Origin of the sequence: Dickeya parazeae Ech586, assembly GCF_000025065.1 — a bacterium.
Lineage (GTDB): Bacteria > Pseudomonadota > Gammaproteobacteria > Enterobacterales > Enterobacteriaceae > Dickeya > Dickeya zeae.
Map to the genome: position 1 here is coordinate 3,799,800 of NC_013592.1, position 14,354 is coordinate 3,814,153.

The 14,354-nt window shown below is 54.4% G+C and carries 11 protein-coding genes; 4 read left to right on the forward strand and 7 right to left on the reverse strand.

Going from position 1 to position 14,354, the window contains the following annotated elements; translation table 11 throughout:
* Positions 1-65 precede the first annotated feature (65 nt).
* From garL to DD586_RS16605, 4 genes are all read right to left on the reverse strand, one after another.
* Complete coding sequence (gene garL, locus DD586_RS16590; protein WP_012885970.1) at positions 66-836, reverse strand: 2-dehydro-3-deoxyglucarate aldolase; 771 nt, start codon at positions 834-836, stop codon at positions 66-68.
* An 86-nt stretch (positions 837-922) separates the two neighbouring features.
* Entirely contained in the window at positions 923-2,263 is a 1,341-nt protein-coding gene (gene gudD, locus DD586_RS16595) for a glucarate dehydratase (RefSeq protein WP_012885971.1), read from the reverse strand.
* Between the two features lie 15 nt (positions 2,264-2,278).
* Positions 2,279-3,640: an enolase C-terminal domain-like protein gene (locus DD586_RS16600; protein WP_012885972.1), complete on the reverse strand. Its 1,362-nt coding sequence runs from the start codon at positions 3,638-3,640 to the stop codon at positions 2,279-2,281.
* A gap of 20 nt (positions 3,641-3,660) precedes the next feature.
* Positions 3,661-5,013 (reverse strand): MFS transporter, encoded by a 1,353-nt coding sequence (locus DD586_RS16605; RefSeq protein WP_012885973.1) that lies wholly within the window; start codon positions 5,011-5,013, stop codon positions 3,661-3,663.
* Between the two features lie 538 nt (positions 5,014-5,551).
* Here DD586_RS16605 and garD point away from each other — a divergent pair.
* The 4 genes from garD to DD586_RS16625 all read left to right on the forward strand — a co-directional run bounded on the left by garD (position 5,552) and on the right by DD586_RS16625 (position 10,474).
* Positions 5,552-7,141, forward strand: coding sequence for a galactarate dehydratase (gene garD / locus DD586_RS16610; protein ID WP_095522543.1), 1,590 nt, complete (start codon positions 5,552-5,554; stop codon positions 7,139-7,141).
* 643 nt (positions 7,142-7,784) lie between these two features.
* Entirely contained in the window at positions 7,785-9,320 is a 1,536-nt protein-coding gene (locus DD586_RS16615) for a methyl-accepting chemotaxis protein (RefSeq protein WP_012885975.1), read from the forward strand.
* Between the two features lie 158 nt (positions 9,321-9,478).
* Entirely contained in the window at positions 9,479-9,811 is a 333-nt protein-coding gene (locus tag DD586_RS16620; protein ID WP_012885976.1) for a FlxA-like family protein, read from the forward strand.
* 300 nt (positions 9,812-10,111) lie between these two features.
* Positions 10,112-10,474, forward strand: coding sequence for a FlxA-like family protein (locus DD586_RS16625; RefSeq protein WP_012885977.1), 363 nt, complete (start codon positions 10,112-10,114; stop codon positions 10,472-10,474).
* A 143-nt stretch (positions 10,475-10,617) separates the two neighbouring features.
* On the opposite strand, the gene DD586_RS16630 is transcribed toward DD586_RS16625, so the two are convergent.
* The 3 genes from DD586_RS16630 to hldE are packed head-to-tail and all read right to left on the reverse strand — an operon-like array spanning position 10,618 to position 14,336.
* Positions 10,618-10,839, reverse strand: a complete 222-nt coding sequence (locus DD586_RS16630; protein WP_012885978.1) for a DUF3820 family protein — start codon at positions 10,837-10,839, stop codon at positions 10,618-10,620.
* Between the two features lie 6 nt (positions 10,840-10,845).
* Positions 10,846-12,897 (reverse strand): NAD-dependent DNA ligase LigA, encoded by a 2,052-nt coding sequence (ligA, locus tag DD586_RS16635; protein ID WP_012885979.1) that lies wholly within the window; start codon positions 12,895-12,897, stop codon positions 10,846-10,848.
* An 11-nt stretch (positions 12,898-12,908) separates the two neighbouring features.
* Entirely contained in the window at positions 12,909-14,336 is a 1,428-nt protein-coding gene (gene hldE, locus DD586_RS16640) for a bifunctional D-glycero-beta-D-manno-heptose-7-phosphate kinase/D-glycero-beta-D-manno-heptose 1-phosphate adenylyltransferase HldE (RefSeq protein WP_012885980.1), read from the reverse strand.
* Positions 14,337-14,354: the final 18 nt, after the last annotated feature.

The window sequence follows — 14,354 nt, forward strand, 5'->3', positions numbered from 1 at the left end:
CTCGTTGTCCATTCAGTGACATGGTCAGATATGTTGACGGCCGATGCGGCCCTGATTAATCCGAATTACTTTTTGAATTTGTCGCACAGTGCCTGTGTGGCGCCACGGAACACACCCAAGTCGCTGCCGACGGCAACAAAACGGGCACCCCATTCCAGATAACGACGCGCGTCTGCTTCCACCGGCGCGAGAATACCGCTCGGTTTGCCGTGGGCGGCCGCACGTTCAAAAATGTGGCGAATGACTTTCTGCACTTCCGGGTGATTCGGCTGACCCAGATACCCCAGTGCGGCCGACAGGTCGCCGGGGCCGACGAAGATACCGTCAACGCCATCGACGGCGGCAATCGCGTCCAGATTGTCCACCCCTTCCTGCGTTTCTATCTGCACCAGCACGGTAATGTTGTCGTTAATGGTGGCAAAGTAGTCCGGCTCAGTGCCGTAAGCATTGCTGCGATGGCCGACCGATACACCACGAATCCCTGCGGGCGGGTAACGGGTCGATGCGACGGCGCGAATGGCTTCTTCTTCGGTTTCCACAAAAGGAATCAGGAAGTTGTAGAAACCGATATCCAGCAACCGCTTGATAATCACCGGTTCATTACAGGGCGGACGCACCACCGGCGCGCTGTGGCTGCCTTTGAGCGCCATCAGTTGCGGAATAAAGGTGTTGATGTCGTTCGGCGCGTGCTCGCCGTCCAGTACCAGCCAGTCAAACCCTGCCAGCCCCAATACCTCGGTGGAAATCGGATTAGCCAGCGCACACCAGCAACCGATCAGGGTATTTCCCTGACGTAAATCCTGGCGAAATGGGTTAGGCAACAGTGGCGTCTTCATGTTTTGTCCTTACTCTTTACCGCGCCGCCCCGGATGACGCGGCGCTCTTCATTAACAACCTACGATAATTAACAAACCGCGATGGATTAACGGACCAGACAAGGACGTTTGTTATCGAACGTCCAGTTAGGGATCAGGTACTGCATGCCTACGGCGTCGTTACGTGCGCCTAATCCCATGTTTTTATACAGCTCATGTGCTTTCATGACCTGTTCCATATCCAGCTCGACACCCAGACCCGGTTTCTTCGGTACTTCCACCATACCGCCGACAATCTGCAACGGCTCTTTGGTCAGGCGCTGGTTGCCCTCCTGCCAAATCCAGTGCGTATCAATGGCGGTGATACGGCCCGGTGCTGCCGCTGCCACGTGGGTGAACATCGCCAGTGAAATATCAAAGTGGTTATTGGAGTGAGAGCCCCAGGTCAGGCCCCATTCATGGCACATCTGAGCGACGCGTACCGACCCTTGCATGGTCCAGAAATGCGGATCCGCCAACGGGATATCCACAGATTGCAGGGAAATGGTGTGCCCCATCTGCCGCCAGTCGGTGGCGATCATATTGGTGGCGGTAGGTAAACCGGTGGCGCGACGGAACTCTGCCATCACTTCACGACCGGAGAAGCCCTGCTCGGCACCGCAGGGGTCTTCCGCGTAAGCCAGCACACCGCGCAGTTGTTTGCCGAGGCGAATCGCCTCTTCCAGTGACCAGGCACCGTTCGGATCGAGCGTAATACGTGCCTGCGGGAATCGTTTGGCCAGCGCCGTCACCGCTTCAGCTTCTTCACTACCCGCCAGCACGCCGCCTTTGAGTTTGAAATCGTTGAAGCCGTATTTCTCGTACGCGGCTTCCGCCAGACGCACCACCGTTTCCGGCGTCAGCGCTTCTTCGTGACGCAGGCGATACCAGTCGCATTTGTCATTCGGCTGGCTCTGGTACGGCAGGTCGGTTTTGTTGCGATCGCCGATATAGAACAGGTAACCGAGCATTTCTACCGCGTCACGCTGCTGACCGTCGCCCAGCAACGCTGCCACCGGTACATTCAGGAACTGCCCCAGCAGGTCCAGCATGGCGGCTTCGATACCGGTGACGACATGAATGGTGGTACGCAGGTCGAAGGTTTGCAGGCCACGGCCGGAGGCATCGCGGTCGGCAAACTGGTTGCGTACCGCCGTCATCACGTTTTTGTATTCGCCTAACGTTTTACCCACCACCAGCGCCGCGGCGTCTTCCAGCGTCTGGCGGATCTTTTCGCCGCCCGGGATTTCCCCCACGCCGGTATGACCCGCGTTGTCGTTGATGATCACGATATTACGGGTGAAGTACGGCGCGTGCGCCCCGCTGAGGTTCAGCAACATGCTGTCGTGCCCGGCAACAGGGATCACCTGCATACTGGTAATAACCGGGGTAGAACTTTGCGACGTCATGGTAATTTCCTTCTGTTAAAACGTAGAATTCTTGGGTAACTCGCGTCCGAATACCGGGCGTTTGCGATCAAATTTCCAGCCGGGGATCAGGTACTGCATCGCCGCCGCGTCATTACGCGCGCCGCTCGGCAGTTTTTTATGCAGCTCATGGGCTTTCATGACCTGCGCCATATCCAGCTCAATGCCTAGCCCCGGCCGCTCCGGCACCTTGATTTTGCCGTTAATGATTTGCAGCGGCTCTTTGGTCAGGTGCTGGCCTTCCTGCCAGATCCAGTGGGTGTCAATAGCGGTCGGTTTGCCCGGCACCGCCGCCCCCACATGGGTAAACATCGCCAGCGAAATATCGAAGTGGTTATTGGAGTGACAACCCCAGGTCAGCCCCCACTCGTCACACAGTTGTGCAACCCGTACCGCACCGTGCATGGTCCAGAAGTGCGGGTCTGCCAGCGGGATATCGACCGCCTGCAACATCACTGCGTGGTTCATCTCACGCCAGTTGGTCGCAATCATGTTGGTCGCGACCGGCAGCCCGGTGGCGCGACGGAACTCCGCCATCACTTCACGGCCAGAGAAACCTTGCTCCGCGCCGCAGGGGTCTTCTGCGTAGGTCAGCACATCATTGAGGCCTTTGCACAAGCCTATCGCTTCATCGAGCAGCCAGGCGCCGTTCGGGTCTACCGTGATACGGGCATCGGGGAAGCGCTTTTTCAACGCCTTCACGGCGTCGATTTCCAGCTCGCCCGGCAACACGCCGCCTTTTAGTTTGAAGTCTTTGAAACCGTAACGATCGGCCGCCGCTTCCGCTAACCGCACCACCGATGCGCTGTCCATCGCCTTCTGATGGCGCAGGTGATACCACGGGTGTTTACCCTGTTCGCCTTCCAGATAGGGCAAATCGGTTTTAGTGCGATCGCCGATATAGAACAGGTAGCCCAGTACCGTGACTTCGTCGCGCTGCTTGCCCGGCCCCAGCAATTCGGCGACAGGCACATTCAGGTGCTGCCCCAGCAGGTCCAGCAGGGCGGCTTCCAGTGCGGCGACAGCGTTGACCCGCAATTCGAACGTCCAGGCGCCTTTGCCGAACGAGTCGAAATCCGAAGACTGGTTGCCTTTGTGAACCTGATGCACCAGGTGGTTCATACGCGCAACCTGCGATCCCACTACCTGTGACGTCATCGCCGTCAGCGTGTTGTAAATCACCTCGCCGCCGGGTGCTTCACCGACGCCGGTGTGACCGGCGTTGTCTTTGAGAATCACGATATTACGAGTGAAATAGGCCCCGTGAGCACCACCAATATTGAGTAACATGCTGTCATAGCCCGCGACGGGGATGACCGTCATTTCGGTAATAACAGGGGTATCTTGCGTACTGCTCATTTTCTCGTCCTTACCCGGCATCAGTGGGGTTTATAAGGTTTCAGTTCGATGCGTTTGATGTCCTGCACAATGAACAGGAAGCTCAGAATCGCCACCAGCGCATGGATACCGACGTAGATCAGGCCTCCGTTGAACGAGCCGGTACTGCCAACGATATAACCGATGGCAATCGGCGTGACGATGCCAGAGATATTGCCGAACATGTTGAACAGACCACCGCTCAGGCCGCTGATTTCCTTCGGCGCTGTATCCGCCATCACCGCCCAGCCCAGCGCGCCGATGCCTTTGCCGAAAAACGCCGCTGCCATCACCGCGATCACCACCCATTCCGTAGTGACGTAGTTACAAATCACCATCGACATAGAAAGCATCATACCCAGCACGATCGGCGTTTTACGGGCGAGGGTCAGCGATTGGGTGCGGCGCATCAGGTAATCGGAAATTACGCCGCCCAGCACGCCGCCGACAAACCCGCAAATGGCTGGGATCGATGCCACAAAACCGGCTTTCAGAATCGACATACCACGAGCCTGGACCAGATACACCGGGAACCAGGTAATGAAGAAGTAGGTCAGCGCATTGATGCAGTATTGACCAAGATAGACGCCCATCATCATGCGGGAAGTCAGTAATTGTTTAATCTGGTGCCACTTCTCACCGCGAGCGACGTCTTTTTTCGCGGCTGACGCATCCATGTTGACCAGTGCGCCACCGGCTTCGATGTACTCCAGTTCGGCTTTATTCACACCTGGGTGATCTTTCGGGTCATGAATCACTTTCAGCCACAGGAAACTGATAACCATACCCAAGCCGCCCATGAACCAGAACACGTGCGCCCAGCCCACTTCGTGCGTCAGCCAGCCCATGATGGGGGCGAAGATAACAGTGGCGAAATACTGCGCAGAGTTGAAGATGGCGACAGCGGTACCACGTTCTTGCGCCGGGAACCAGGCCGCCACAATACGGCTGTTACCGGGGAAAGACGGGGATTCACACAGCCCAACCATGAAGCGCAACATAAACAGGGAAATGACGATGGCCGAGCCGTGGAAGAGATCCACAAACCCTTGCAGCAGGGTAAACAGCGACCAGGTGAAAATACTCCAGAAGTAAACCCGCTTGGAACCAAAACGGTCCAGCAGCCAGCCGCCGGGGATTTGACCTATGACATAAGCCCAGGAGAACGCGGAGAAGATATAGCCCATGCCAACGGCATCAAGACCAATTTCTTTGGACATGGCGGAGCCTGCGATAGAAATCGTGGCTCGGTCGCCATAGTTGAATGACGTGACAATGAACAGCATCACGACAATCCAGTAACGGGCGTTGGTTTTCTTTTGTAGTACGCCTGCTGCTGTGCTGACGGTATTCATGATGAACTCCTACTTTCAGATAGCGGTTAGCTCATTCATTCCGAATAACAACACAATGTAGGGTTGAGTTACCAGAATGAAATCAAGAGTCGGTAATGGTTTGAAACCTGAGCAAAGGAAAAACAGAACAGCAAAAATAAACCACGGACCTCTTAGACTTCTGGAAACGATTATAACGGGCAGCGCCGGGCACCTCACTGGACAGGCGCACAACAATCACCACAATATCCAAAATGGATTATTGCAATCGCCCAACTCGTTGGGAGTCATTTCACGAAAACACCGTTTTTTGTCATCGCAGTCACAAAGCGCGACAGTCAGAATAAGGAAGGGATAAATCAACAGACGGAATAATGTGACAGGTCTCACTGCCTATTGTTTCTTCGCCCGAGAAATTAAGCACAACGCGTCGGGATGTCAGTCAATTGCATAATGCATGATGGTGGAAACCTCACCTATACTGATGCCGAGCAAAGTTATTATTAGCAGCAACAGTGAACATAAACCGCGCGTTATAACTATAACCAGTTGATAACTCATGAAGGTTAGCGCCATGTCAGAGAATACAACAACGGGTGTGGACAGTGAGCGGCCGCTTTATATCAAGGTCCATGAGTCTGACAATGTCGCCATTGTCGTCAACAATAATGGCCTGAAAGCCGGTACCCAGTTCAGCTGTGGTCTGGAACTGAAAGAACATATACCGCAAGGCCACAAGGTTGCGTTAGGCGATATCGCCCAAGGGGCTCCGATCGTTCGTTACGGCGAAATCATCGGCTATGCCCTCAGGGATATCACCCGTGGCAGTTGGATAGACGAATCGCTAGTGGAATTACCCAGCGCACCAGCGCTGGAGACACTGCCGCTGGCAACAAAGGTTCCGCCTGCGTTGCCGCCGCTGGAGGGTTTTACCTTCCAGGGCTACCGTAACCCGGACGGTAGCGTCGGTACCAAGAACCTGCTTGGGATTACTACCAGCGTTCACTGCGTCGCCGGTGTGGTGGATTATGTCGTCAATCTGATAGAGCGCGATTTACTGCCCCGCTACCCTAACGTCGACGGCGTCGTGGCGTTGAACCATCTGTACGGCTGCGGTGTGGCGATCAATGCTCCGGCGGCGGTCGTGCCAATTCGCACCATCCATAATCTGGCGTTAAACCCAAATTTCGGCGGCGAAGTACTGGTCGTCGGGTTGGGTTGCGAGAAACTGCAGCCGGAACGACTGCTGCAAGGAACGCCGGATGTGCAGGCGATTTCGCTCGATGAAACCAGTATTGTGCGATTGCAGGATGAACACCATGTCGGCTTCAAATCGATGGTGGACGATATCCTGTCCATGGCGGATAAACACTTGCAACAGCTCAACCGTCGTCAGCGTGAAATCGTACCGGCCTCTGAACTGGTGGTCGGTATGCAATGCGGCGGCAGCGATGCGTTTTCCGGCGTGACCGCCAATCCGGCAGTAGGCTTCGCCTCTGATTTGCTGGTACGCTGCGGCGCCACGGTGATGTTTTCCGAAGTCACCGAAGTCCGCGACGCCATCCATCTACTTACGCCACGGGCCATCAACGAAGAAGTCGGTAAACGACTGCTGGAAGAAATGGCCTGGTATGATGATTACCTCGATAGCGGTAAAACCGACCGCAGCGCCAACCCATCGCCCGGTAACAAAAAAGGCGGCCTGGCCAATGTGGTGGAAAAAGCGCTGGGGTCTATCGCTAAATCCGGTACCAGCGCGATTGTGGAAGTGCTATCGCCGGGCCAACGTCCGACCAAACGCGGTCTGATTTATGCCGCCACACCCGCCAGCGACTTCGTCTGTGGTACGCAGCAGTTGGCTTCCGGTATCACGGTGCAGGTATTTACCACCGGGCGTGGCACACCTTACGGGCTCAAAGCCGTGCCGGTTATCAAGATGGCGACCCGCTCAGCGCTGGCAGAGCGCTGGCATGACCTGATGGATATTAACGCCGGTACTATTGCGACTGGCGAGGCCACCATTGAGGATGTGGGCTGGCAGTTGTTCCACTTTATTTTGGATATTGCCAGCGGCAGGAAAAAAACCTGGTCTGACCAATGGGGTCTGCATAACGCCCTGTCGGTGTTTAACCCGGCACCGGTTACCTGATACGCACCATCATGCCATCAACTCCATTCCCCCGGATGCCTCATCCGGGGGAATATTCTCAACACACCAGCGGTGTGCCGTACCTTGAAATTAATTTAATGTGTCAGTTACGTGAATTATTTTCGAAAGAAAATAACGCCACATCTTTTCCCTTGGCCCACCATTAATACCTCTAAATAAGTAACGCTATTTTCCTTCATTTTAGGAAGCATTTTTTCGTTACCCATGTTAATAAAACGTTTTTATTGTGATGTCGTCTTTAAGAAAAAATCGATCAACATTTAATAAACACAAAGAAGATAAAAAAAGTGCTGTTCAAAAAATGATTTCATTGACAACACAAAGACCCAAAGCATAAATTCCTCCCTACAAAAAAAGGAATAATTTTACTTAGGGATGCTTTCTCGTTTAAAGCGCCCTTTTTTTCGTACCTTCTAACCATGATCAAAAACAAAAATGATGATCTTACACACCGTTAATGATCTCTCCTGACGGGTGCCCTTGTTGCAGCCAGACAACACGCGGACTGCACAGAAAGGCCCGAAAAGCAGGTTTTCAGCCGGTGTAATTAATCAGGCCACACTCACACGTTGGCCCTTTTATTCTCATGACATATTACTGACACACAGCATCGGGGTTTCCAATGAGGGTTAATACACCTATTACACAACAGGAATACCTGTTGGATGACGACACAACATTAATGTCGACCACGGATGTTAAAAGCCACATCACTTACGCCAATTCCGCATTTATACGTATAAGCGGATTTGATGAAAATGAACTCATGGGTGCGCCGCACAATCTTGTTCGTCATCCTGATATGCCCGTCGAAGCCTTTGCGGACATGTGGTACACCCTGCAACAGGGCGACAGTTGGACCGGGCTGGTAAAAAACCGTCGTAAAAACGGCGATCACTACTGGGTACGAGCTAATGTCACACCGGTTTATCATAACAACCACCTGACGGGCTATATTTCGGTTCGCAATACCCCCAAAACGGCAGAAATTCAGGCGGCAGAACCGTTGTATGAAGCGGTACAAAATAAGCAAGCCCGCCACCTTCGTTTTTATAAGGGACTGGTGGTTCGTACCGGACTATTCTCTGTATTGTCATTATTCCAGCGCTTATCGGTACGTGGGCGATTGCGGTTGGCGGTATTGTTTGGCGGCTTGATGCCACTAGCTCTCACTCTGCTGGGCATCGGCACCAGCGCGTCTATTGCCGCGACATTAGTGCTCATGATAATGCTGGACTCCTTTTTGCAACAACAAATCGCTCGCCCATTGCGTTTGATCCTGCGTCAGGCACAGCAGGTGGTGTCTGGCCGCCGGGCGGATAGCATCCATCTCAACCGGGTGGATGAGATCGGGCTATTGCTGCGGGTCGTCAACCAGTTTGGGCTGAACCTGCATTCTCTGGTCAACGATGTCAGCACACAGGTTTCTGGCATCAACGACATCAGCCAACAACTGGCCGACAGCAACAGCAACCTGAGTGTACGCACCGAAGAGACCGCCGCGAATCTGCAACAGACCGCCGCCGCTATCGAGCAAATTACGGTAGCGGTGCAGCAAAGCGCAGATACCGCCACACAAGCGACGCAGATGGCGCAAAACGCCAGTCACTCTGCCCGCAAAGGTGGCGACATCATGGCTGAAACCGTCAGCATGATGGAGTCGATTTCCAACGCCAGCCGCAAGATAGTCGATATTATCGGCGTTATCGACAGCATCGCCTTTCAGACCAATATTCTGGCGCTGAACGCGGCAGTAGAAGCGGCACGGGCAGGCGTAGAAGGGCGAGGCTTTGCCGTTGTGGCCGCGGAAGTGCGCAATCTGGCACAGCACTCCGCTTCCGCTGCCCGTGAAATTAAGACGTTGATCGACGCCAATATGGCGAGCGTTGAAACCGGCAGCGCCCTGGTGGATAACGCCGGTCAGCATATTCACGATATCATTAACGACGTGCAGCAGGTTGCCGCGATGATTAGCGAAATCAGCAATGCCACCCGGGAGCAAACCGAGGCTCTGTCGCTTATCAACGGCTCTATCGCCCAGATTGAACAGATGACCGTAGGCAATACCGGTATGGTCGATCAATCCGCTGAATTCTCCGCTAACCTCAGCCAACAGGCGCTGCGATTAACCGATGCCATTAACGTCTACGGGAAATGATGTCAGGCATAAAGATACAATTCTTTACCTCTCATCACGCCCAAAGAGTAGCCAGGTGTCACTTTTTGGTTAATAATCACTCATAAGATCGCGCGAGGTGCCGATAATAGAGATAGCAGGGACAGTCCCCTGCTAAGACGACCTAATCAGGAGGATGTATGCTGAGTCCAATTACCAGCTCTGCGTTTGCAGTGATGCCGGTGCCAGCATCCACCAGTGTCGAAACCAATACGGAACAGAAGGTTTCCGATCGCAATTTGCAAAACCTGAAAGCCGCGGAGACATCAGGCGAAAGCACCAAAAAGCAGCAGGAAACAACGATTAACGGGCAACAGCAGTCGATGCAGGCCCAGATCGTTGTGATGCAAGGGCAAATTGCACAGATGCAAAATCAGCAGGTTCCACCGCCGCAGGAAAGCAAGCCGATGGTGCGGCCGGTTGAGGGTGTTAACCGCCCTTCTGCCGAACACGCGATCGACATCTATATCTGATTCGGTCTGCCAGCCAAATCGCTTAACTTAGCCCGCTGTCATCCAGCGGGCTTTTGCGTTTTAATACCAAAGTGAAATAGCAGTAATACAAAACGCTACCGCTATACCGGTTTTCATCATACCCGACGGGCGAAGACCATGGATTGGCTGCGACGCATTTCGCTGAGGGAGCACGGCGAAAACGGTTATCATGCGGGTATATTTGTATATACTTCGTCAGGAAATCGAAAAACCTATAAGGCTATCGCAGTGTGATGCCGATAACGGTATAGCCATTATGGCTATTTTCAGGAGGAATTTATGGCAGGTTCTATCGGCTCAGCAACATCGGCCGTCTCTGCGTCATCAGGCAGCAGCAGTAGCGCCAGTGTTGATCAGCAAATTTCCCAGTTAAACAAGGAAATTCAATCGCTGACCAAACAAGCGACCAAGCTCTCTCAGCAGATGACGGAAGCAAAAACGGATGAAGAGCGCCAGTTGCTGGAACAACAGCAAAAGATGATTCAGGCGCAAATCCAGCAGCTTCAGGCACAAATCCAGCAATTGCAGCAGCAGAAATCGCAGCAGGCTCAGCAGTCAGGTGCTTCTGCCATCCAGTCGAGCACGCCCAAAGAAGGCGTTAACATGCCGACAGATGAAAACAGCGTTAATATTTACATCTGATTTTTTGCCGTTTGAATACTGTCTGGTATGAATAAAAGCATCATGTATCCTGATGATTCATGATGCTTTTTATTTGCTAAACTAAAAATGGTGTCAGCACCGGCGAATTGCCAGCGCCATCAATACCTGTCAGGTTAGTGATATCAGGGGGCGGGACGACGCAAAGGCTTAATCAGCCCCTGCAATCCTTCTATCTTAATGGCAAGGGTAATCTGCATCAGCTCACCCAGACGTCCTGCTGGAAATTCGCCCTTGCGGGCGAACCACAAGAGATATTCTTCCGGTAAATCGACCAGCATACGCCCTTTATATTTGCCAAACGGCATCGGTGTAGTGGCAATCGCCAGCAAATCCTCTTTTTCCATATGAACTTACCCCAGCAGACGCATCATCTCCGCTTCGTCGATGACGGCAATGCCAAGCTCTTGTGCTTTGGCAAGTTTAGACCCCGCTGCCTCACCGGCAATAACCAGATCGGTTTTCTTCGACACACTACCGCTGACCTTGGCTCCCAACGCAGTGAGACGATCTTTGGCTTCATCGCGAGACAACTGGCTTAACGAGCCGGTCAACACCACCGTTTTTCCGGCAAACGGGCTCGTTGACGCCTCAACATCGACTCTCACCGGATCCGGCCAGTGAATACCGACCTCATCGCTGATCAGCGCCTGGATTACCTGCTGGTTATGCGCTTCATCAAGAAAGTGACGCACATGCGTTGCCACGACGATGCCAACATCCGGCACCTGCTGCAAGGCTTCCAGATCGGCCGCCTGCAACGCGTCTAACGTACCGAAGTGCGATGCCAGATTCGCTGCCGTCGCCTCGCCCACATCGCGAATGCCTAACGCGTACAGAAAACGGGCAAACGTGGTCGATTTCGCTTTATCCAGCGCACTCACCAGATTCTGTGCCGACTTCGGACCCATGCGATCCAACCGGGTAAGGATACCGATATCCAGCCGAAGCAGGTCTGCCGGTGTTTTGACGTATTCTTTCTCGACCAGTTGGTCGATAATTTTATCGCCCATGCCTTCCACATCCAGCGCACGGCGAGAAACAAAGTGCTTCAGCGCTTCTTTACGCTGCGCGGCGCAGAATAAACCGCCGGTACAGCGGGTCACCGCTTCCCCCTCTACCCGCTCCAGCTCAGAACCACATACCGGGCAGTGTTCAGGAAAGACAATTGGCCGGGCATCCGATGGGCGTTCGGACAACACCACGCTCACTATCTGTGGAATGACGTCACCGGCACGGCGCACCGCCACCCGATCGCCAATCTGAATCCCCAGACGTTCGATTTCATCAGCGTTATGCAGTGTGGCGTTACTCACGACTACCCCAGCCACCGCCACCGGCTCAAGCCGCGCAACCGGTGTTATCGCACCGGTACGCCCGACCTGAAACTCCACATCGCGCAACCAGGTCAATTGCTCCTGTGCCGGGAACTTGAAGGCCACCGCCCAGCGTGGCGCTCTCGCCACAAAGCCCAGTCGTTCCTGCAAGGCCAACTCATTGACTTTGATCACCACACCATCGATATCAAATCCCAGCGTTTCGCGCTCTTGCTCCACCTGGCGATAGAAATTCAGCACCGCCTCACTACCGGTACACAGGCGAATGCGATCACTGACCGGCAGCCCCCAGTCACGGAACTGCATCAGCCGCTGCCAGTGGGTATCCGGCAGGGTACCGCCTTCCACCAGCCCAACGCCATAACACAGGAAGGTCAACGGACGCGTAGCGGTAATACGAGGATCTAACTGACGCAACGACCCCGCTGCTGCATTGCGCGGGTTGGCGAACACTTTACCGCCAGTACGGCGTGCTTCTTCATTCAGGGCTTCAAACCCTTTGTGTTTCATGAACACTTCGCCGCGCACTTCCAGCCGGGTCGGGATGTTATCGCCATGCAAACGCAACGGGATCGCACCAATGGTCCGGATATTAGCGGTGATATTTTCACCCGTCGTCCCATCGCCGCGTGTCGCGGCGCGAACCAGCACGCCCTGCTCATACAACAGGCTGACGGCCAGCCCATCGAGTTTCAATTCACAGCAGAACGTCAGCTCAGCATCATTTTTCAAGCGGTCGTTGATACGTTTGCAAAACGCCAGAAAGCTGGCCTCGTCAAAGACGTTATCCAATGACAGCATTGGCACGTCATGGGCGACGGTATCAAACGCATCCAGCGGCGCGGCACCCACACGCTGAGTCGGCGAATCCGGTGTGACCAGTTCAGGGTGCGCCTGCTCCAGCACTTTCAGCGTATTCATCAACGTGTCGTATTCTGCGTCGGGAATCTCCGGCGCATCTTCGACATGGTATTTGTATTCGTGATAACGCAGTTGGGCGCGCAGCGCCTCAACCTGTGCGGCAACAGCCGCGATATCGTCGGCCGTCTTCGACTCTTTTTCCAGCATAAGTGCGCCCGTTAGTCTCTGGCTTTGATGGTGTTGATAATATTGGTGGTCGAGCAACCATCCTCAAAATTCAGCACCCGCACTTCACCGCCATTGGCCCAGACTTCTTTGCTCCCGGCGATATCTTCCGGTTTGTAATCGCCACCCTTCACCAAAATATCCGGTAATACTTCGCTAATCAGACGCTGTGGGGTGTCTTCTTCAAACGGCACGACCCAGTCCACCGCCTCCAACGCCCCCAGAACGATCATCCGTTGCGGCAACGGATTAACCGGTCGAGTCGGCCCTTTCAGACGTTTGGTGGAATCATCGCTGTTTACCGCCACGATCAGACGGTCGCCCAGACGACGTGCATTTGCCAGATAGGAAACATGCCCGGCGTGCAAAATATCGAAACACCCGTTGGTCATTACCACCGTTTCGCCACGCTGGCGCGCCAGCGCCACCGCGTCTTTCAACTGTGCTTCGGTCATCACGCCAAAACCGGTATCGGCACGGCCACGGATGGCATTTTCCAGTTCGATCGGCGTAACCGTAGAGGTACCGAGTTTACCCACGACGACCCCCGCCGCCGCGTTAGCCAGGAAGCAGGCTTCCTCCAGCGGTTTACCCGCTGCCAGCGCCGCTGCCAGTACGCCAATCACGGTATCGCCCGCACCGGTCACGTCATACACTTCTTGCGCCTGCGTCGGCAGATGCAACGGCGCTTTACCCGGTTGCAGCAACGTCATGCCCTGCTCAGAGCGGGTCACCAGCAACGCGGACAGATCCAGCTCCGCCAGCAGTTTCGCACCCCGTTCCACCAGATCGTTTTCATCTTTGCAGCGCCCGGCCACCGCCTCGAACTCCGACAGGTTCGGCGTCAGCAGCGTTGCTCCGCGATAACGATTGAAATCGGTACCTTTCGGGTCGATCAACACCGGCACACCGGCGGCTCTGGCGGTTTGGATCATGGTTTGTACATGCACCAACGCCCCTTTGGCGTAATCAGACAACACCAACGCGCCGATTTTCGGCAATGCCTGTTGGATGCGGTCGATCATCGGTTGCGGATCGACACTGTCGAACCCCTCTTCAAAATCGAGGCGGATCAACTGCTGGTTACGCGACAGTACGCGCAGTTTGGTGATAGTCGGATGAGTGGGAACAGAAACGAAATCACATTTGACGTTGACTTCGTTCAATTTGGCGCTCAGGGCACGGGCGGCATCATCAATACCGGTTAACCCCACCAAACGCGACCCTGCGCCCAATGCAGCGATATTCATCGCCACGTTAGCCGCGCCGCCGGGACGTTCTTCGATGGTATCCACCTTAACCACCGGTACCGGCGCTTCCGGCGAAATACGGCTGGTTGGGCCGTACCAGTAGCGGTCCAGCATTACGTCACCCACGACCAGAACACCGGCGTGGCGAAAATCAGGTAGCGTTACTTTCATTCCCTGGCTCCAAAAACG

Coding starts and splice junctions, on each gene's coding strand:
- garL (WP_012885970.1), bottom strand. CDS start 836: ATGAAGACGCCACTGTTGCCTAACCCATTTCGCCAGGATTTACGTCAG.
- gudD (WP_012885971.1), bottom strand. CDS start 2,263: ATGACGTCGCAAAGTTCTACCCCGGTTATTACCAGTATGCAGGTGATC.
- DD586_RS16600 (WP_012885972.1), bottom strand. CDS start 3,640: ATGAGCAGTACGCAAGATACCCCTGTTATTACCGAAATGACGGTCATC.
- DD586_RS16605 (WP_012885973.1), bottom strand. CDS start 5,013: ATGAATACCGTCAGCACAGCAGCAGGCGTACTACAAAAGAAAACCAAC.
- garD (WP_095522543.1), top strand. CDS start 5,552: ATGAAGGTTAGCGCCATGTCAGAGAATACAACAACGGGTGTGGACAGT.
- DD586_RS16615 (WP_012885975.1), top strand. CDS start 7,785: ATGAGGGTTAATACACCTATTACACAACAGGAATACCTGTTGGATGAC.
- DD586_RS16620 (WP_012885976.1), top strand. CDS start 9,479: ATGCTGAGTCCAATTACCAGCTCTGCGTTTGCAGTGATGCCGGTGCCA.
- DD586_RS16625 (WP_012885977.1), top strand. CDS start 10,112: ATGGCAGGTTCTATCGGCTCAGCAACATCGGCCGTCTCTGCGTCATCA.
- DD586_RS16630 (WP_012885978.1), bottom strand. CDS start 10,839: ATGGAAAAAGAGGATTTGCTGGCGATTGCCACTACACCGATGCCGTTT.
- ligA (WP_012885979.1), bottom strand. CDS start 12,897: ATGCTGGAAAAAGAGTCGAAGACGGCCGACGATATCGCGGCTGTTGCC.
- hldE (WP_012885980.1), bottom strand. CDS start 14,336: ATGAAAGTAACGCTACCTGATTTTCGCCACGCCGGTGTTCTGGTCGTG.